This is a genomic window from Achromobacter sp. GW823-FHT04E03, from assembly GCF_058796095.1.
The window spans coordinates 848184-867522 of sequence record NZ_JBXAIJ010000003.1; the positions used below are offsets into that span (position 1 = coordinate 848184).

At 66.9% G+C, this 19339-nt stretch carries 18 protein-coding genes; 14 read left to right on the forward strand and 4 right to left on the reverse strand.

What is annotated here, in order from left to right:
* Window position 1 precedes the first annotated feature (1 nt).
* Genes AC1RHV_RS23505 through AC1RHV_RS23525 form a run of 5 tightly spaced genes read left to right on the forward strand, consistent with a single transcriptional unit; the run spans window position 2 to window position 4851 of the window.
* Window positions 2-1009, forward strand: coding sequence for an ABC transporter ATP-binding protein (locus AC1RHV_RS23505; protein ID WP_054450107.1), 1008 nt, complete (start codon window positions 2-4; stop codon window positions 1007-1009).
* Window positions 1006-2007 carry an ABC transporter ATP-binding protein gene (locus tag AC1RHV_RS23510; protein ID WP_054450105.1) on the forward strand — a complete coding sequence of 334 codons (1002 nt, stop codon included), beginning with the start codon at window positions 1006-1008 and terminating at the stop codon, window positions 2005-2007. The genes AC1RHV_RS23505 and AC1RHV_RS23510 overlap by 4 nt, the downstream gene beginning before the upstream one ends.
* 36 nt (window positions 2008-2043) lie before the next feature.
* Entirely contained in the window at window positions 2044-2916 is an 873-nt protein-coding gene (locus AC1RHV_RS23515) for a MurR/RpiR family transcriptional regulator (protein WP_054450103.1), read from the forward strand.
* Window positions 2917-2929: 13 nt separating this feature from the next.
* Window positions 2930-4384 (forward strand): N-acyl-D-amino-acid deacylase family protein, encoded by a 1455-nt coding sequence (locus tag AC1RHV_RS23520; protein WP_192354620.1) that lies wholly within the window; start codon window positions 2930-2932, stop codon window positions 4382-4384.
* A 53-nt stretch (window positions 4385-4437) separates the two neighbouring features.
* Entirely contained in the window at window positions 4438-4851 is a 414-nt protein-coding gene (locus tag AC1RHV_RS23525; RefSeq protein WP_118931699.1) for a RidA family protein, read from the forward strand.
* Window positions 4852-4894: 43 nt separating this feature from the next.
* Here the strand turns inward: AC1RHV_RS23525 and lolA are convergent, their stop codons facing one another.
* Window positions 4895-5518: an outer membrane lipoprotein chaperone LolA gene (gene lolA / locus AC1RHV_RS23530; RefSeq protein WP_054450098.1), complete on the reverse strand. Its 624-nt coding sequence runs from the start codon at window positions 5516-5518 to the stop codon at window positions 4895-4897.
* Window positions 5518-7902 carry a DNA translocase FtsK gene (locus tag AC1RHV_RS23535; RefSeq protein WP_119450774.1) on the reverse strand — a complete coding sequence of 795 codons (2385 nt, stop codon included), beginning with the start codon at window positions 7900-7902 and terminating at the stop codon, window positions 5518-5520. Before AC1RHV_RS23535 ends, lolA begins: the two co-directional genes overlap by 1 nt.
* Before the next feature lie 42 nt (window positions 7903-7944).
* Here AC1RHV_RS23535 and trxB point away from each other — a divergent pair, with 42 nt between their 5' ends.
* Genes trxB through AC1RHV_RS23560 form a run of 5 tightly spaced genes read left to right on the forward strand, consistent with a single transcriptional unit; the run spans window position 7945 to window position 11658 of the window.
* Window positions 7945-8904, forward strand: coding sequence for a thioredoxin-disulfide reductase (gene trxB, locus AC1RHV_RS23540; protein WP_054450094.1), 960 nt, complete (start codon window positions 7945-7947; stop codon window positions 8902-8904).
* A complete protein-coding gene (locus AC1RHV_RS23545; RefSeq protein ID WP_054450092.1) occupies window positions 8891-9559 on the forward strand; it encodes a Smr/MutS family protein in 669 nt (222 codons plus the stop codon). The genes trxB and AC1RHV_RS23545 overlap by 14 nt, the downstream gene beginning before the upstream one ends.
* Window positions 9556-9885 carry a DMT family transporter gene (locus tag AC1RHV_RS23550; protein ID WP_054450090.1) on the forward strand — a complete coding sequence of 110 codons (330 nt, stop codon included), beginning with the start codon at window positions 9556-9558 and terminating at the stop codon, window positions 9883-9885. The genes AC1RHV_RS23545 and AC1RHV_RS23550 overlap by 4 nt, the downstream gene beginning before the upstream one ends.
* Window positions 9882-10529, forward strand: coding sequence for a hypothetical protein (locus AC1RHV_RS23555; protein WP_175159462.1), 648 nt, complete (start codon window positions 9882-9884; stop codon window positions 10527-10529). Before AC1RHV_RS23550 ends, AC1RHV_RS23555 begins: the two co-directional genes overlap by 4 nt.
* 37 nt (window positions 10530-10566) lie before the next feature.
* Window positions 10567-11658, forward strand: coding sequence for a hypothetical protein (locus tag AC1RHV_RS23560; RefSeq protein ID WP_492302105.1), 1092 nt, complete (start codon window positions 10567-10569; stop codon window positions 11656-11658).
* Here the strand turns inward: AC1RHV_RS23560 and AC1RHV_RS23565 are convergent.
* Together AC1RHV_RS23565 and AC1RHV_RS23570 are read right to left on the reverse strand one after the other, a co-directional pair.
* On the reverse strand, window positions 11655-13745 hold the full coding sequence (locus AC1RHV_RS23565; protein ID WP_175159458.1) for a sodium:solute symporter family protein: 2091 nt from the start codon (window positions 13743-13745) through the stop codon (window positions 11655-11657). The two genes, AC1RHV_RS23560 and AC1RHV_RS23565, sit on opposite strands and share 4 nt — an antisense overlap.
* Window positions 13745-14023, reverse strand: a complete 279-nt coding sequence (locus AC1RHV_RS23570) for a DUF4212 domain-containing protein (RefSeq protein WP_054450082.1) — start codon at window positions 14021-14023, stop codon at window positions 13745-13747. The genes AC1RHV_RS23565 and AC1RHV_RS23570 overlap by 1 nt, the downstream gene beginning before the upstream one ends.
* 598 nt (window positions 14024-14621) lie before the next feature.
* Here AC1RHV_RS23570 and kdpF point away from each other — a divergent pair.
* Genes kdpF through kdpC form a run of 4 tightly spaced genes read left to right on the forward strand, consistent with a single transcriptional unit; the run spans window position 14622 to window position 19315 of the window.
* The gene (gene kdpF, locus AC1RHV_RS23575; RefSeq protein WP_013391886.1) at window positions 14622-14711 is read left to right on the forward strand and encodes a K(+)-transporting ATPase subunit F; all 90 of its coding nucleotides are present in this window, start codon (window positions 14622-14624) and stop codon (window positions 14709-14711) included.
* Window positions 14711-16513 carry a potassium-transporting ATPase subunit KdpA gene (gene kdpA / locus AC1RHV_RS23580; protein ID WP_492302107.1) on the forward strand — a complete coding sequence of 601 codons (1803 nt, stop codon included), beginning with the start codon at window positions 14711-14713 and terminating at the stop codon, window positions 16511-16513. The genes kdpF and kdpA overlap by 1 nt, the downstream gene beginning before the upstream one ends.
* Before the next feature lie 8 nt (window positions 16514-16521).
* Window positions 16522-18681, forward strand: coding sequence for a potassium-transporting ATPase subunit KdpB (gene kdpB / locus AC1RHV_RS23585; protein ID WP_175213866.1), 2160 nt, complete (start codon window positions 16522-16524; stop codon window positions 18679-18681).
* Window positions 18682-18706: 25 nt separating this feature from the next.
* A complete protein-coding gene (gene kdpC, locus AC1RHV_RS23590; protein WP_119450772.1) occupies window positions 18707-19315 on the forward strand; it encodes a potassium-transporting ATPase subunit KdpC in 609 nt (202 codons plus the stop codon).
* The last annotated feature ends 24 nt before the right edge of the window (window positions 19316-19339 follow it).

A 19339-nucleotide genomic window follows, 5' to 3' on the forward strand; every position in this document is an offset into this window, starting at 1 on the left:
CATGACCGCAAGCACCCGAGACGTCGTGCTTTCCGTGGAAGGGTTGAAGACCTGGTTCCACAGCCGCGACGGCATCGCCAAATCCGTGGACGGCGTTACCTTCGACCTGGCCCGCGGCGAAACGCTGGCCATCGTCGGCGAGTCCGGCTCCGGCAAGTCCGTGACCAGCCTGTCCATCATGGGCCTGCTGCCCAAGCCGGCGGGTCGCATCGAGGCCGGCAAGATCCTGTTCCGCGACCGCCAAGGCGCGCAGCACGATCTGGCCCAGGCCTCGCCCGCCACCCTGCGCAAGATCCGCGGCGCCGAAATCGCCATGATCTTCCAGGAGCCCATGACCAGCCTGAATCCGCTGTACACGGTGGGCGACCAGATCGCCGAAGCCGTGCTGCAGCACGAGGGCGGCTCCCGCGACGCGGCCATGCGGCGCGCCCGTGAAATGCTGGAACGCGTCGAAATCCCGGCGGCCGAGCGGCGCATCAACGAGTACCCGCACCAGATGTCGGGCGGCATGCGCCAGCGCGTGATGATCGCGCTGGCCCTGGCGTGCAACCCCGCCGTGCTGATCGCGGACGAGCCGACCACCGCGCTGGACGTGACCGTGCAGGCGCAGATCCTGGACCTGCTGCGCCGGCTGCAGGCCGAGATGAACATGAGCATCCTGTTCATCACGCACAACCTGGGCGTGGTGGCCGAGATCGCGCATCGCGTGGCGGTCATGTACGCGGGCCGCGTGGTCGAGGACGCCGGCGTCTACGACCTGTTCGAAAAGCCCACGCACCCCTACACCCGCGGTCTGCTGTCCTGCATCCCCACGGCCGCCCTGCTGGCCTCCGGCGAACGGCTGCGCGCCATCCCGGGCAACGTGCCCAGCGTGCTGTCGCTGCCGGCCGGCTGTACCTTCGCGCCGCGCTGCCCGCTGGCTGCCGACGACTGCCGCGCCGCCGTACCCGAACTCATGCCGGTGCAGACCGACCACCGCGCGCGCTGCATCAAGGTGAATCCGATATGACGAGTAGCCCCATTCCCATCCGCGCCGAGGAGCCGCTGGTGCGGATCCAGGACCTCAAGGTCCACTTCCCCACCTCGCAGGCGCGCCATGCGCCGGTCGTGAAGGCCGTGGACGGCGTCAGCTTCGACGTGCCGCGCAACACCATCGTCGGCCTGGTCGGCGAATCCGGCTCGGGCAAGACCACCACCGGCCGCGCCCTGCTGCGCCTGTTCGCGCCCACCGCCGGCCGCATCCTGTTCGACGGCCAGGACATCACCAAGCTGTCCGAAAAGCAGATGCTGCCCTGGCGCCGCCGCATGCAGATCGTGTTCCAGGATCCCTACGCCAGCCTCAACCCCCGCATGACGGTGGCCGAGATCCTGGGCGAAGCGCTGGACACCCACCGGCTTGCCCAGAATCGCCGCATGGCCCGCATCGGCGAGCTGCTGGAACGCGTGGGCCTGAACGCCGACCACAGCCGCCGCTATCCGCACGAGTTCTCCGGCGGCCAGCGCCAGCGCATCGGCATCGCCCGCGCGCTGGCGGTCGAGCCCGATTTCATCGTGGCCGACGAGCCGGTGTCCGCGCTGGACGTGTCGGTGCAGGCGCAGGTGCTGAACCTGCTGCAGGACCTGCAGCGCGACCTGGGCCTGACCATGCTGTTCGTGGCCCACGACCTGGCGGTGGTGGACTACCTGTGCGACGAGGTCGTGGTGATGTACCTGGGCCGTGTCATGGAACGCGGCCCGACCAGTGAGGTCTACGCCCGCCCCCGCCATCCCTATACCCGCGCGCTGCTGTCCGCCGCGCCGGTGCCGGACCCGCGCGCGCCGCGCTCGCGTATCCTGTTGAAGGGCGACATCCCCAGCCCGGTCAACCCGCCTTCCGGCTGCGTGTTCCGCACCCGCTGCCCCTACGCCATCGAAAGCTGCGCAACCACCGAGGCGCAGGCCGCCAATGTCGGCCCGGGCCACTATGTGGCGTGTTCGCGCATCGGCGACGCCGAGCTGGCCGCCTGATAATCGCCCAGTCCAGAACAGATCCAGGAAGCCCACATGAACATCATCCGCGACATCGTCTTCCAGATACGCAGTCGGCGGGACTCGCTGAGCGTGACCGAACGCAAGGTCGCCGACGCCATCCTGGACGACATCATCTGGGGCGCCAGCGCCACCGTCGACCAGCTGGCGGCCAAGGCCGGCGTCAGCATCGCCACCATCTCGCGCTTCGCGCGCACGGTCGGCTGCGACGACACCCGCGACCTGAAGCTCAAGCTGGCCCAGGCCAGCACAGTGGGCAGCCGCTTCCTGGACCCCAGCGCGCCAACCGAGGAAAGCACCTTCTACGCCCGCATCTACGCCGACATCGAAAGCACGCTGCGCGCCCACCTGCCCAACTTCACCGAGCAACTGTTCGAGGCGGCCGCCGGCATTGTGGACGGCGCGCGCATGATCTACGTCTTCGGCATGGGCGGCGCGTCGGCCGTACTGGCGCAGGAAGTGCAGTCGCGCCTGGTGCGCCTGGGCTATCCCATTGCCGTGTACAGCGATGCGGTGCTGCTGCGCATGGTCGCGGCCACGCTGGACGAACGCGACGCGGTGCTGATCCTGTCGGCCTCGGGCCTCACGCCGGAAATCGTGGGCGCGGCCCGCATCGTCAAGCAGTACCAGGCGCGCATCGTCGCCATCACCGACGCCACCTCCGCCCTGGCTGAACTGGCCGACGTGGTGCTGCCCATCCGCACCGACGAAACCGACTTCATCTACAAGCCCTCGGCATCGCGCTACGCGATGATGCTGGCCATAGACCTGCTCTCGACCGAACTGGCCATGCTGAACCAGGAAGAAAACCGGGAGCGCCTGCGCCGCATCAAGCTGGCGCTGGACGAACACCGCGGCGGTCCGAACCGCCTGCCGCTGGGCGATTGAACTGGAACACAAGATGTACGACACCCTCATAGGCAATGTGCTGGTCCTGGACGGCACCGGCGAACCCGCCTACCGCGCCAGCGTGGCGCTGGCCGACGGCCGCATCGCGGCCATCGGCGACCTGCCCGGCGCGGCGGCGCGCCAGATCATCGATGGCACCCGCCTGGCGCTGGCCCCGGGTTTCATCGACGTGCACACGCATGACGACACCAACGTCATCCGCACGCCGGACATGCTGCCCAAGCTGTCCCAGGGCGTGACCACCGTAGTGGTGGGCAATTGCGGCATCAGCGCGTCGCCCGTGGCCCTTCGCGGCGAACCGCCGGACCCGATGAACCTGCTGGGCGCCCGCGCGGACTTCAGCTACCCCACCTTCGCGGACTACACCCGCGCCATCGAGGCCGCGCGCCCCGCCGTGAACGTGGCCGCGCTGGTCGGCCACACCGCCCTGCGCAGCAACCACATGGACCGGCTCGACCGCGCCGCCACTCGCGAGGAAGTGCTGGCCATGCGCGAGCAGCTGCGCGACGCGCTGGCCCATGGCGCCATCGGCCTGAGCACCGGCCTGGCCTATGCCTCCGCGTTCGACGCGGACACCGAAGAGGTCAAGCTGCTTGCCGAGGCGCTGGATGAATTCGGCGCGCTCTACACCACCCACCTGCGCTCGGAGTTCGCCGCCATCCTGGAGGCCATGCAGGAAGCCTTCGACATCGGCCAGCATGCCCGCGTGCCGGTGGTGGTGTCGCACCTGAAATGCGCCGGCGCCGGCAACTGGGGCCGCACGAAAGAAGTGCTGTCCGCGCTCGAGACCGCCGGCCGCCTGCAACACGTGGGCTGCGACTGCTACCCCTACTCCGCCAGCTCCTCGACCCTGGACCTAAAGCAGGTCACGGACGAGTTCGACATCGACATCACCTGGTCCGTGCCGCATCCGGAGCAGGCCCGCCGCAAGCTGGCCGACATTGCCGCCGACTGGGGCCTGAGCCTGCTCGAAACGGCCGCGCGCCTGCAGCCGGCCGGCGCCGTGTACCACAACATGCATGAAGACGACGTGCGCCGCGTGCTTTCGCACCGGCTCACCATGGTGGGCTCCGACGGCCTGCCCAACGATCCCATGCCTCACCCCCGGCTCTGGGGCGCATTCCCGCGCGTGCTCGGCCACTACAGCCGCGACGTGGGGCTGTTCCCGCTGACGGAGGCCGTGCACAAGATGACGGGCCTGTCCGCCGCCCGCTTCGGCCTGGCCGAGCGCGGATTGGTGCGCGAGGGCTACCACGCGGACCTGGTGCTGTTCGATCCGGCCACGGTCATCGACCGCGCCACCTTCGCCGCGCCGGTGCAGACTGCCGCTGGCATCGAGGCGGTGTGGGTCAATGGCGCCCTGTCCTATCGCCAGGGCGAGGCCACCGGCGACCGCGCCGGCCGCTGGCTGCCGCGCAGCGGCGACCTGCGCAAGAACTTCCAGTAAGCAACGGGCGAAATCCCGGTGCAAAACCGGCCATTCATTTCAAGGAGAGAACCATGAGCAATGCTCCCACCGCCGACAGCAACGGCATCACCCGCTACGGCGTCGCCGGCGGCACGGGCCAGGGCGGCTCGCACATGCCCTTTGCCCGCGCGGTCGCGGCCGACGGCTGGCTGCACGTGTCCGGCCAGGTGCCGATGGACAACGGCGAAGTCGTCGAAGGCGGCATCGTGACCCAATCGCACAAGGCCATCCAGCAGGTGCTGGCCATCCTGAAGGAAGCCGGCTACGGTCCCGAACACGTCGTGCGCTGCGGCGTGTGGCTGGACGACGCGCGCGACTTCGCGTCGTTCAACAAGGTGTTCAAGGAATACTTCGGCGAGAACCCGCCGGCGCGGGCCTGCGTGCAGTCGTCGCTGGTGGTCGACGCCAAGGTCGAGGTCGACTGCATCGCGTATAAGCGTCCCTAAGCGGACACCACACAAGAAAAAGCCTGGCGTTGCCAGGCTTTTTTCACATCTTCACGACATCAACACCCTTGGGCGCGACAAACTGGAATTCCTTGGCCGGCAGCTGTGGGTTGGCTGCGATGCCGGACAGATCCACGCGGGTGGTCTGGCCAAATGAATCCAGCAGCTCCACGCGCACCGGCAGGTTGTCCTTCATGCCGATGTCCACGCGCGAAAAGCCCGCATCGGCGGTGCGCGGCTTGGCCCGCAGCCAATCGATCCCATCCTTGGACGGCAGGGCCGAAACGTCGAACGACTGCTCCAGCGACCCCGAGCCGAACAGGATGGCGGCGGGCGAGGTGCCGATGGCGGCATCGACCTTGCGTTCGGTGACCTGGGCCAGGTCCGGATCGAACTGGAATACCTGGCGGCCATCCGAGATCACCAGTTGCTCATAGGGCTTCTGCACCGCCCACTTGAACTTGCCGGGACGCTGGAACGAGAACACGCCGGTCTGGGCGGGCTGCGTGCGGCCCTGATTGTTCACCGTGTACTGCGAGAACGAGCCGGTGGCCGAGGTCACCGTGGCCACGAAAGCGCGCAGCTGCTCCTGCGCGCTGGCGGCAAACACCATGGCGGGCGCCAGGCTCAGGGCCGCCACGGCGGCCAGTCGGCGGAACATCTTCATCAAGCTTCCTCTCGGGCGGCGGCGGCTGCGGGAACCAGGATCTCGCGGTTGCCATTGGACTGCATCGCCGACACCATACCCGATTGCTCCATCTGCTCCAGTAACCGGGCAGCACGGTTGTAACCAATGCGCAGGTGGCGCTGCACCAGCGAAATGGACGCGCGGCGGTGCTTGAGCACCACTTCGCAAGCCTGGTCGTACATCGGGTCGGATTCGGCGTCGCCGCCGATGCCGGTGACGCTGCTGGCGCCTTCGCCCGCATCCCCGTCCAGGCCGCCTTCCAGCAGGCCTTCGATGTAGTTGGGTTCGCCCTGCGCCTTGAGGCTTTCCACCACGCGGTGCACTTCGTCATCGCTGCAGAACGCGCCGTGCACGCGTACCGGCAGGCCGGTGCCCGGCGGCATGTAAAGCATGTCGCCCTGGCCCAGCAGGGTTTCGGCGCCCATCTGATCCAGAATGGTGCGCGAGTCGATCTTGGACGACACCTGGAACGCGATGCGCGTCGGGATGTTGGCCTTGATCAGGCCGGTGATGACGTCGACGCTGGGACGCTGCGTGGCCAGGATGAGGTGGATGCCGGCGGCGCGCGCCTTCTGCGCCAGGCGGGCGATCAGCTCTTCGATCTTCTTGCCCACCACCATCATCAGGTCGGCGAGTTCGTCGATGACCACCACGATGGTGGGCAGCGGCGACAGCGGCTCCGGCGCGTCCGGCGTCAGCGAGAACGGATTCGGAATGGGTTCCTCGCGCTTGATGGCGTCGCGGATCTTGGTGTTGTAGCCCGCCAGGTTGCGCACGCCCATCTTGCTCATCAGGCGGTAGCGCTTTTCCATTTCGCCCACGCACCAGTTCAGCGCGTTGGAGGCCTGGCGCATGTCGGTGACCACCGGCGCCAGCAGATGCGGAATGCCTTCGTAGACGCTCATTTCGAGCATCTTCGGATCGATCAGGATCAGCCGGGTGTGGGACGCGTCCGCCTTGTACAGCAGCGACAGGATCATGGCGTTGATCCCCACGGACTTGCCCGAACCGGTCGTGCCCGCCACCAGCAGGTGGGGCATCTTGGCCAGGTCGGCCACCACCGGATTGCCGGCGATGTCCTTGCCCAGCGCCATCGTCACGACGGAATGGCTGGCGTGGTAGGTCTGCGAACCCAGGATCTCGGACAGGCGCACCATCTGGCGGCGCGGGTTGGGCAGTTCCAGGCCCATCAGGTTCTTGCCCGGAATGGTTTCCACCACCCGGATGCTGACCAGGCTGAGCGCGCGCGCCAGGTCCTTGGCCAGGTTGACGATCTGGCTGCCCTTCACGCCCGTGGCGGGCTCGATTTCGTAGCGCGTGATGACCGGGCCGGCCTGCGCCGCCACCACGGTGACCGACACGCCAAAGTCGGCCAGCTTCTTTTCGATCAGGCGCGAAGTGAATTCAATGGTTTCGGCCGACACCGTTTCCTGGTTGGCCAGGGGTGGATCCAGCAGGCTGATCGCGGGCAGATCGCCTTCCGCGCCGCCCGAGGGCGCGAAGAACAGCGATTGCTGCTTTTCCTTTTCAACGCGTTCGGACTTGGGCACCACGGTAATGGCGGGTTCGATCCGCACCGGCTGCTCGTGGACCAGCTTTTCCTGCTTGGCCACGACCTGTTCGGTGCGCACGGCCTTGGCGACCTCGCCGACCTTGCGGTCTTCGCGGGCGGCGTAGGAGTCGCGCACGCGACGCACCAGGCCCTCCAGCCACGAGCCCACGCGTTCGGCGATGGACAGCCAGGAAAACGAGAAGAACAGGCTCAGGCCGATGGCCAGCATGACCAGAAAGGCCAGCGTGCTGCCAGTGAAACCGATGCTGCGGCCGATCAGGTCGGCCAGCGTCTGGCCGATCACGCCGCCGGCGCCGCTGGTGTTCTCGGAGGCGCCGGGCAGATGCGTGCCGCGGCTGGCCAGGCGCAGGGCTTCCATGCCCAGCGACCCCACCAGCAGCAGAAAGAAACCGATGCCCTCTTCCCAGTGGACGCGGGGCAACACTTCCGGCTGCTTACTATTGGTAACGCGAAGATGGCTGGCCAGGCGGCGGTAGCCCGCGCGCACCCGGTGCAGCAGCAAAATTACCCACCACCAGGCGGAAAAGCCGAACAGATAGAGCAGGATGTCCGCCAGATAGGCGCCCAGGGTCCCGCCCTTGTTGTGGATGGCGCCGGCGGGGACGGAATGCGACCAGCCAGGGTCGGCCGCATTCCAGGTGGCCAGCACCAGCGTCAGCCAGGCCGCCAGGGCGGCGAAGAGGATCCAGCGGGCTTCGCGCAGCAGGGCGGACAAGCGCGTCTGCAGGGGGGAAGGCCCGTTACGGGTATTGCGCGAGGCGCGCGGAGAAGCAGTCGAGATACGCGGCATGCGGCTCATTATAATTGGGCGTTAACCTAAAGATACCCGCCCATGTCCACGCCTACGCACGCTAAAGTTTTGATACTCGGTTCCGGCCCCGCCGGTTACACGGCGGCCGTCTATGCGGCACGCGCCAATCTGAGCCCTGTTCTTGTTACAGGTCTGGCCCAAGGCGGCCAGCTCATGACCACCACGGACGTCGACAATTGGCCGGCCGACGCCGATGGCGTGCAGGGTCCGGACCTGATGCAGCGCTTCCAGAAGCACGCCGAACGTTTCAACACCGAAATGATCTTCGACCACATTGCCAAGGTCGATGTGTCCAAGCGCCCGTTCACCCTCACGGGCGACACCGGCAAGATCTACACCTGCGACGCCCTCATCATCGCCACCGGCGCCTCGGCCAAGTACCTCGGCCTGCCGTCTGAAGAGGCCTTCATGGGCCGCGGCGTGTCCGGCTGCGCCACCTGCGACGGCTTCTTCTACCGCAACCAGGACGTCGTCGTCGTCGGCGGCGGCAATACCGCCGTGGAAGAAGCGCTGTACCTGTCGAACATCTGCCGCAAGGTCACCCTGATCCATCGCCGCGACAAGTTCCGCGCCGAGCCCATCCTGGTCGACAAGCTCATGAGCAAGGTCGAGAACGGCAACATGGAACTCAAGCTGTTCCATACCCTGGAAGAAGTGCTGGGCGACGACAGCGGCGTCACCGGCGTGCGCGTGCGCCACGTCGACACCGGCGTCACCGAAGACATGGCGGCCACCGGCGCCTTCATCGCCATCGGCCACCAGCCCAACACCGAAATCTTCCAGGGCCAACTGGAAATGAAGGACGGCTACATCGTCACCAAGAGCGGCCTGTCCGGCATGGCCACGATGACCTCGGTCCCGGGCGTGTTCGCGGCCGGCGACGTGCAGGACCACGTCTACCGCCAGGCCATCACCAGCGCCGGCACCGGCTGCATGGCCGCGCTGGACGCACAACGGTGGCTGGAGAATGCGGGGCAGTAAGGTCGGCCTGGCCGACCTGAAACGCCTGAAGAAAGACCTGCAGGCCGAGCGCGAACGCGCCGCCCTGGCCCAGCGGGTGGCGGTGCTGAAAAAAGCCGACACCGCCCCCGTGGACGACATGGCGGCGTTCAAGCGCACGATGCAGTCGGTCACGCCCATCAAGCAGGCCGCCCGGGTGGAGCACAAGCCCGTGGCACAGCCTGCGCCCGCGCTGCGCCGCGCCAACGCGCTGGGCGAAACGCCCACGCGCGCCGACGCCGGCGTCTCAGACGGCGGCGAAATCACGCATCTGCTGTCCGAAGGCGGCACCGCCTTCGTACGCAGCGACGCCGCGCCCGACACCGCGCGCAACCTGCGCCGCGGCCAATGGCGCGCAGGCGCCGAACTGGACCTGCATGGTCTGCGGGTGGAACAGGCCCGCCACGCCCTGCTGTCGTTCCTGGACGAATGCCAGGAGCACGGCATCCGTTGCGTGCGCATCGTGCACGGCAAGGGCTATGGCTCACAGGGGCTGGAACCGGTGCTCAAGGACAAGGCCCGCACCTGGCTGGTGCAGAAAAACGAGGTGCTGGCGTTTTCCGAGGCGCCCGAGCGCGAAGGCGGCGCGGGCGCCCTGCTGGTGCTGCTGCGACAAGCCGAAGGAACGCGCAAATGAAGTGGCTCTATCTGGGCATAGCGATCATCGCCGAGATCTTCGCGACCAGCGCGCTCAAGGGGTCCGAAGGCTTCACCCGCCTGGCGCCGTCCATCGTGACGGTGTTCGGCTATCTGATCTCGTTCTACTTCCTGTCGCTGACCCTGCGCGAGATCCCGGTGGGCATCGCCTACGCCATCTGGTCCGGCGTGGGTATCGTGCTGATATCCATCGTGGGCGCGGTGCTGTTCAAGCAGCACCTGGACACGCCCGCGCTCATCGGCATCGGCCTCATCATCGCCGGCGTGGTGGTGATGAACGTGTTCTCGAAATCCGTTTCGCATTGAAGCCCCGCGACGGGTCCACGGCGAGTTCCCGGATCCGCCGCTGGCTGGCGGCCTGGCTGTGCCTGGGCTGTCTGGGCTTGCTGCCGGCCGGCAATGCCTGGGCCCAGGAGTTCAACCGCGCGGCTGAGCTCGTGCGCTACCGGACCTGGCTGAGCGCTTTCAAGCAGGACCTGGACCAGTTGTCCGCTACCCCCGGCCCCTTGTCGCAAGCCCAGCTGGAGGCGATGTTCGCCCGCACGGTGGTGCCCGGCTCACGCGGCGCGGGATTCATCCGCCAGGCGTTCACGCAGCGCGGCAGTGAAGGCGCAAACTTTCCGAAGCCTGGCCCGCGCGCCGTGCTCATGGCCGTGCTGGACAGTGCCATCCCCGCCGGCCAGGGCGGCCTGTATCCGGAAGCGGATGCTGCCCTGAACGTCGCGGAGCTGACCGTCTGGTACCTGCATGTGGATGTCGGCGACATGACCAATACCTACCTGCTGTCGGGCGAGCACTTCACGCCTTACCGACTACCTCCTCCGGGCAAGCTGGAACGCAACGCCTACCCCTTCCTGCTGATGGACACCCGCGACAACGCCTTGCGCCTGGGCGGCGTCAGCAGCGAACTCTGGGGGCTGATCGCCTACCTGCACAATGCCGCGCTTTGATTGCTCTCTGCGTCTGCTTGCGCTGACGGCACTTTCCATGGCGCCGGGGCTGGCCAGCGCGCTCTGCGAGCCACTGGCGGCGTCCGCGCAGCGCCACACCAGGGTGATGGACATTTCCCTGGACGACACGAATACCTTGCTGGCGCTGGACGGCTCGCGCATCCGGTCATGGCTGCCTGGCGTCGCCATAGACACGGACGGACGCGCCTCCCCCGCCATCTGGGCCGAACAGGTGGACTGGTCCGTCTACGCCGCCGCGCCGCACGCCCGCATCGGCGTCACGATGCTGCGCTGGGAAAGCGCCCCCGACGGCCGCCAGCATTTGTGCGGCATCGCCCGTTACAGTGCCAACGCAGTCCACGAAACCCGCGCATCGGGCAAGGCCGAGCTGCCCCCGCCAGACGCTGAAACGCGCTTCTACTATGACGCCGCCGGTCGGCTGACTGGCTACGAGGAGCGCTCGCGCGCATGGGACGGCCGCCGCAACCGGCCGGCGCGCTACTGCCTGCGCTACGACGCCCACGGCTGGCTGGCCGAGCTGGGCGCCAACGATTGCTCGGCGCGCTCCCGGCCCATGGCCCGCTACGTGCATGACGCGGCAGGCCGGCTGTTGCGCACGATTTCCTATCAAGACAGATCCGAAGACGCGTTCGAAGTCGTGACGTATGACGCTCAGGGCCGCAGGGCGCAGCGCTACTTGCGCCAGCGGAGGGCGTGGGCGGACGAGCCCGCCGTTCTGGGACTGCCCTACCGCGAAAGTCCGGGCCACTATGCCGTACTAGTGTTGCCCGGTCCGGCCTGGAAAGCGCCAGCGCTGGATTCGTACAACTACGACTGGACCATCGTGCAACCCAAGCAGACCGCCGCAGGCATGGCCAGCATCTATGACGCCAAGCGGGACCCCGCCCAGGTGCTGGCAAAAGGCAAAAGCGGCGACGATGGACAGTTCCCCATGACCAGCGCGCAACGCAAACGGGTCTGGGAGGCCGCCGGCCAGACGCCGGGCGGCGTGCAATGGCTATGGGCGCCCGGCCAGACCTATACCCTGCTGCAAACGATGCCCGCGGCGGCATGGGCTTCCTGCGTCGATCCGGAAAACCGGAAGGCCGACGCCTGCGCAGCGCCTTAGGCGCGTTCGCCCTGCGGCTTGGGTGCGCCCGGATGCCGCAGGTAGTCCACCAGCGCCAGCGTGGCCCGGTCGGGAGGCGGCGTCAGCAGGGACACCACAATGATCGTCAGGAATGCCACCGGCGCGCCGAACACGCCCGCCGCGATCGGCTGGATGCCCCACCACAGGTCCACGGGCTGGGTGCGTGAAATGCCCAGCACCCATTCGCGCAGCCACGGATGCGTGTGCGTCATGTAGGCGAACGTCGCCGCAAGCCCCGCCGCCATGCCCAGCGTCGCCCCCCATTTGTTGGCCCGGCGCCAGAACACGCCCATGACCAGCGCCGGGAAAAACGACGAAGCCGCGAAGGAAAACGCGGCCGACACCATGAACAGGATGTCCGCCGGCTTGCGCGCCGCCACCCAGGCCGCACCGAACGCCACCAGCAGCAACAGGATCTTGGACACCATCACGCGGCGCGCCGCCGACATGCGCGGCGACACCATGCGGTACCACATGTCGTGCGACAGGGAGTTGGACAGGGTCAGCAACAGGCCATCGGCGGTGGACAGCGCCGCAGCCAGCCCGCCCGCCGCCACCAGGGCCGATATGACGTAGGGCAGCCCGCCGATTTCCGGCATGGCCAGCACCACCACGTCGGCACCCATGCTGATTTCGCTCAACTGCACGATGCCGTCGCGGTTGACGTCGGTCACGTCCAGCAGATTGCTGTCGACGGCGCTCCAGGCATGCACCCAGTTGGGCAGGCTGAGAAAGCTGGACCCCACCACCTGTGTATAGACCTCGTACTTCACCAGCAGCGCCAGCGCCGGCGCCATGAAATACAGCAGCAGGATGAACAGTAGCGACCAACACACCGATTTGCGCGCCTCGATGACTGAAGGCGTGGTGTATGAACGCATCAGGATGTGCGGCATGCCGGCGGTGCCCAGCATCAGGCATAGCACCAGCGCCAGGAAGTTGACGCGCATATTGCGCTGCTCTTCCGGATCCTTGGACGGGAACGGTTCCGCATGCGGTGTGGCGGGCGCCGCCCGCGCCTCGAAGGCGGCCTTGGCCTGCGCCCATGCGACACGCGCCTCCTCCACGCTGGGGGGATAGCCGGCCAGCTCGCGTTCGGCCGAGCGGATCTCGACCATGGGCGCATCGTTCGCCGTCAACTGCGCCAGCCGGCTGCGCAGCTTGTCCTTTTCCAGTGTCCAGGATTCTGGCAATGCCGCCATCCGGCGGCCCATTTCGTCGGCGCGCTCCTGCCAAAGCCTGCGCACCTCGATTTCGGACGGGTCGTTCTGCAGGTAGATTTCTTTTTCGGTGACCTGCTGCAGCACCACCCCGGCCGACAACTGCGGCACGGGCATGTTGGTGTGCTTGATGGACAGCCAGACCACCGGCACCAGATAGGCAATGACCAGGATGATGTACTGCCCCACCTGCGTCCAGGTGACCGCGCGCATGCCGCCCAGGAACGAACAGACCAGCATGCCGCCCAGCGCCACGAAGATGCCGAGCTCGAAGGAAATGCCGGTCATGCGCGTGGTGATGATGCCCACGCCGTAGATCTGCGCCACCAGGTAGGTGAAGGAACAGAGTATGGCGCAGGCCACGCCCGCCAGGCGCGGCATGTTGCCGCCATAGCGCGCACCCATGAAGTCAGGGATGGTGTATTGGCCGAAGCGGCGCAGATAAGGCGCCAGCAGCATCGCCACCAGTACGTAGCCGCCGGTCCAGCCCATGATGTAGGCCAGCCCACCGTAGCCCGTCAGGTAGAGCGTGCCGGCCACCCCGATGAAGGAAGCCACCGACATCCAGTCGGCGGCGGTGGCCATGCCGTTGTAGATCGCGGGCACCCGCCGGCCGGCCACGTAGTATTCCACCTGATCCGAGGTCCGGCAGACGATGCCGATACCGGCGTACAGGCTGACCGTGACCAGCAGGAATACATAGCCGATCCAGTTGCGCGGCATGCCCAGGATCTCGGCCAGCGCCATCAACAGGATCATCAACGCGAAGCCCGCCGTGTACAGCACGTAGATGCGGCGCAGCCGGACTCTGAATTGCTGGGGCGTGTCTCCGCTGAAAAACGGCATCAGCGGTGCCCTCCCGTGTCGTCGGAGCGCTCATCGGCGCGATTCATGATCCGGGCGTAGATGCCGATGATGACCAGGTAGGCCAGCGGCGCGCCATAGGCCGCCATCCAGAACGCGAACGGCCAGCCGATGAAATCGAAGTTCAGGCTGCGGGCAAAAAAAGCGGGAATGAAGGTCAGCGCGGCCCAGGCGACGAGCAACACCAGGATCAGCCACAAGTTGCGGCGCCAATAGGGAGTCGTGGCGGGTGCCGAGGATGAAAGGCGCGATTCCGACATAGCTGGGATGAGCGAACCCTGTCTGATTATCGCGAAACGCGGCGCTTGAAAAGCCTTTTTGCGCTTGAAATGCCGGCTTTTTATGCGACAACGGCCGGCACTACCTGGTGCCAGCCGTTGTGCGTTTTGCTTTTTTTGGGTACTGCTTTACTTTTTTTATGTACCGGTGCCGCCGGTATTTGCCCATGCAGGGCTTTGTCTCCTCACCTGCATGGGAAGAGATTCTGCACCAGATGCGGGATTGTCACACTAGGGGAATGCCCTAAGAAGGAGCATTCATTTACATATTCCATGCACCAAGATGGTGCAATTCGGTGTTCCCGTACTGAATATTGGGATTTTACGTTTCATTTACACCCCCCTCCCAAACGTATACCCCGTTTTTACCCCCCGCTCCATAACCTGCCGGTGTCCTGATTGGTCACTACGCCTGCCCGGCGCGCATCCCTATTCGCCGAGCAGGCCCGTCGTTCGAAGGGAGCGCCGCTCCCGGGAGGAAAAACGTGGATGCCTTCTATATCGCCATCTTTGCCGTCATGGCCGGGCTGACTTTCGCCCTGTTGCGGTTCTGCGAAACCTTGTCTGCGGGAGAGCAGCCATGAACTGGCTCTATTGGCTGAGCGGCCTGACGGCCGCCTTGTTGTTCGTGTACCTGCTGGTCGCGCTGTTCAAACCGGAGAAATTCTGATGACCGCCGAATTCGTCGGATTGCTGGTCGCGTACCTGGCAGTCCTGCTTGCGATCGCGCCCCTGCTCGGGCGTTACATCCGCATCGCCATGGAAAACGGGCAATCCCGGCTGACCGCCTGGGGCCGTCCAATCGAGCGCGGCATCTACCGGCTGGCGGGCATAGACCCGCAGGCCGAAATGGGCTGGAAGCGCTACGCCGTGGCGGTGCTGGCCTTCAATATCATCGGCATCGCGGCCGTCTACGCCTTGCAGCGCCTGCAGGGCATGCTGCCGCTCAATCCCGCCGGCATGGGCGCGGTGTCACCGGACTCGGCCCTGAACACCGCCATCAGCTTCGTGGCCAATACCAACTGGCAGGGCTATGGCGGCGAATCGACGATGAGCTACCTGACGCAGATGCTGGCGCTGACGGTGCAGAATTTCGTCTCGGCCGCCACCGGCATCGCCGTGCTGTTCGCGCTGATCCGCGGCCTGTCGCGCCATTGCTCGGCCACGGTGGGCAACTTCTGGACCGACATGGTGCGTAGCACGCTGTACGTGCTGCTGCCGCTGTCCCTGGTCCTGGCGCTGGCGCTGGTCAGCCAGGGGGTGATCCAGAATTTCAGCCCCTATCAGGAAGTCCAGACGATCGAGGCGGTGCATTACGAGCAGCCCCGCGTGGACGCCCAAGGCCAGCCCGTGCTGGACGCCCAGGGACAGGCCGTGACCGATCCCGCCGTCAGCAAGACCCAGACCCTGGCCATGGGTCCGGTCGCTTCGCAGGAATCGATCAAGCTGCTGGGGACCAACGGCGGCGGCTTCTTCAACGCCAACTCCGCGCATCCCTTTGAGAACCCCACGCCGCTGGCGAACTTCCTGGAGATGTTGGCCATCCTGGCCATTCCCGCCGCGCTGTGCTTCTCGTTCGGCGAAATGGTGGGCAGCCGGCGCCAGGGCATCGCGATCCTGGCGGCCATGACCGTGCTGTTCGCGGTGTTTGCGCTATCCGCCGCCTACTTCGAGCAGCAGCCCAATCCGATGGCGGCCCAGGCCGGCGCCGACAGCGCGCTCAGCGCGTTCTCGCCGGGCGGCAACATGGAAGGCAAGGAAACCCGCTTCGGCATCGCCACCACCTCGCTGTTCGCCACCGTCACCACGGCGGCGTCCTGCGGCGCGGTCAACGGCATGCACGATTCGCTCAACGCCATGGGCGGCCTGACGCCGATGCTGTTGATGCAATTGGGCGAGGTGGTCTTCGGCGGCGTGGGTTCGGGCCTGTACGGCATGCTGGCCTTCGCCATCCTGGGCGTCTTCATCGCCGGACTGATGATAGGCCGCACCCCGGAATACCTGGGCAAGAAGATCGAAGCCTATGACATGAAGATGGTCTCCATCGTCATCCTGGCTACCCCGCTGCTGGTGCTGGTCGGCACGGCGCTGGCGGTCTCGGTGCCGGCCGGCCAGGCTGGCGTGCTGAATCCGGGCATCCACGGTTTCTCCGAAATCCTCTATGGCCTGACGTCGGCCGCCAACAACAACGGCAGCGCCTTCGCCGGGTTGTCGGCCAACACGCCCTTCTACAACGTGCTGCTGGGCGTCGCCATGTGGTTCGGCCGCTTCGCCATCATCGTCGCCATCCTGGCGATGGCCGGCTCGCTGGCCGCCAAGCGCCGGCTGCCCGCCGGTCCCGGCAGCATGCCCACCACCGGCCCGCTGTTCGTGGTGCTGTTGATCGGCGCGGTGCTGCTGGTAGGCGCTTTGACGTACGTGCCCGCACTGGCCTTGGGCCCGGTGGCGGAACACCTGCAAATTAAAGGCTAGGAATGAAAATGGCCAAGATTGAAACTTCTACTACCGGCGCCGGCGGCGGCGCCGCCCGCGCCGCGACTGGCGTTGCGCGTGAACGCCAGTTCGGCATGTGGTCGCGCGCCCTGATCGGTCCGGCGGTGCTGGACAGCCTGCGCAAGCTATCGCCCGCCGCGCAGTTGAAGAACCCCGTGATGTTCGTGGTCTACGTCGGCAGCATCCTGACCACGGTGCTGTGGGTCATGGCCCTGCGCGGCCGGGCCGAAGCGCCCGCCGGGTTCATCCTGGCGATCGCCGTGTGGCTATGGTTCACCGTGCTGTTCGCGAACTTCGCCGAAGCCCTGGCCGAAGGCCGCGGCAAGCAGCAGGCGGCCACCCTGCGCGGCCTGCGCACCACCATCGACGCCCGTCTGCTGAAGGGCTTTCGCGATGCCGACGCCAGCCTGGCTGCGCCCGGCGCCTGGCGCAACCAGGCAGTCAGCCAGCCTTCGGGCCTGCTGCGCCGGGGCGACGTAGTGCTGGTCGAAGCGGGCGACATCATCCCTGGCGACGGCCAGGTCATCGCCGGCGTGGCGTCAGTGGACGAAAGCGCCATCACCGGCGAATCCGCGCCCGTGATCCGCGAGTCCGGCGGCGACTTCTCGTCGGTCACCGGCGGCACCCGGGTGCTGTCTGACTGGATCTTCGTGCGCATCGCCGCCGACCCCGGCGAGAGCTTCCTGGACCGCATGATCACCATGGTCGAAGGCGCCAAGCGCCAGAAGACGCCCAACGAGCTGGCCCTTACCATCCTGCTGGTGGGCCTGACCGTGGTGTTCCTGCTGGTGGTCGTGACCCTGATGCCGTTCTCGATCTACGCGGTCAACGCCGCTGGCGGCGGTTCTGTGGTGACGGTCACGGTGCTGGTCGCGCTGCTGGTCTGCCTGATCCCCACCACCATCGGCGGCCTGCTGTCGGCCATCGGCGTGGCCGGCATGAGCCGAATGATGGGCGCGAACGTCATCGCTACGTCCGGCCGCGCCGTCGAAGCCGCTGGCGACGTGGACGTGCTGCTGCTGGACAAGACCGGCACCATCACCTTCGGCAACCGCCAGGCCTCGACCTTTCTGCCTGCCCCCGGCGTGTCCGCGCGCGAACTGGCCGAGGCCGCGCGCCTGGCCTCGCTGGCCGATGAAACGCCGGAAGGCCGCAGCATCGTGGCGCTGGCCGACAAGTCCATCCACGCCCCGGCCGCGCCCATGGCGCATGCCGAATTCGTGCCCTTCACCGCGCAATCGCGCATGAGCGGCGTGAACCTTAATGGCCGCATGATCCGCAAGGGCGCGGTCGACGCCGTGCAGGCCTGGCTGGCCGAGCAGGACTCGACCGTGCCGGAACAGGCCCTGCGCCTGGCTGAGGACGTGGCCCGCCGCGGCAGCACGCCGCTGATGGTCAGCGACGGCAATCGGGCGCTGGGCGTGGTCGAGCTGAAGGACATCGTCAAGCCGGACATCCAGTCGCGCTTCGCGGAGCTGCGCCGCATGGGCATCAAGACCGTGATGATCACGGGCGACAACAAGCTTACGGCCGCATCCATCGCCGCCGAGGCGGGCGTGGACGACTTCCTCGCGGAAGCCACGCCCGAGGCCAAGCTCAAGCTGATCCGCGCCTACCAGGCGGAGGGCCGGCTGGTAGCGATGACGGGCGACGGCACCAACGATGCGCCTGCGCTGGCCCAGGCGGACGTGGCGGTGGCGATGAATTCGGGCACCCAGGCCGCCAAGGAGGCCGGCAATATGGTGGACCTGGATTCCAACCCCACCAAGCTGATCGAGATCGTCGAGATCGGCAAGCAGATGCTGATGACCCGCGGCGCGCTCACTACCTTCAGCGTGGCCAACGACGTGGCCAAGTACTTCGCCATCATTCCGGCCGCCTTCGCCACCGTCTATCCGCAGTTGAACGTGCTGAACATCATGGGCCTGGCCACACCGGCCTCGGCCATTCTGTCTGCCGTGATCTTCAACGCGCTGATCATCGTGGTGCTGATCCCGTTGGCGCTCAAGGGCGTGCGCTATCGCGCGCTGGGCGCGGCCGTGCTGTTGCGCCGCAATCTGCTCATCTATGGCCTGGGCGGTCTGCTGGTGCCGTTTGCCGGCATCAAGCTGGTCGACATGGTCCTGGCCGCCCTGGGCTGGGCCTGAGCCCCGAAACCGCAAGGAACCCATCATGAAAAATTCCGCCACACTGCCGCGCCAAGGCGGCATCCTGCGTCCCGCGCTGGTCGTCTTCGCCGCGCTGTCGCTGGTGACCGGCCTGGCCTATCCCTTCCTGACCACGGGCATCGCCGCCGCCGTCTTCCCGCACGAGGCCGCCGGCTCGCTGATCAAGCAAGGCGACCGCGTCGTCGGCTCCGAACTGATCGGCCAGTCGTTCAGTTCGCCTGCCTACTTCTGGGGCCGCCCGTCGGCCACCGCGCCCATGCCGTACAACGGCGCCGGCTCCGGCGGTTCGAACCTGGGGCCGCGCAATCCGGCGCTGGCCGATGCCATCCAGGCGCGCATCGCTGCCCTGAAGGCGGCCGATCCGGACAACCCGGTCCCGGTGCCGGTGGACCTGGTCACCGCATCAGGCAGCGGCCTGGATCCGCACATCAGCCCGGCCGCCGCTGCCTACCAGGCGGCGCGCGTGGCGCGCGCCCGCGACCTGCCGCGCGCGCAGGTCGACGCGCTGATCCAGGCCCATACCGAGAAGCCCTGGCTGGGCGTGCTGGGCGACCCCGCGGTCAACGTGCTGACGCTGAACCTGGCGCTGGACCAATTGCGTCCAGCCCGCTGATGCCGCGGCGTATAGTATTGCCAG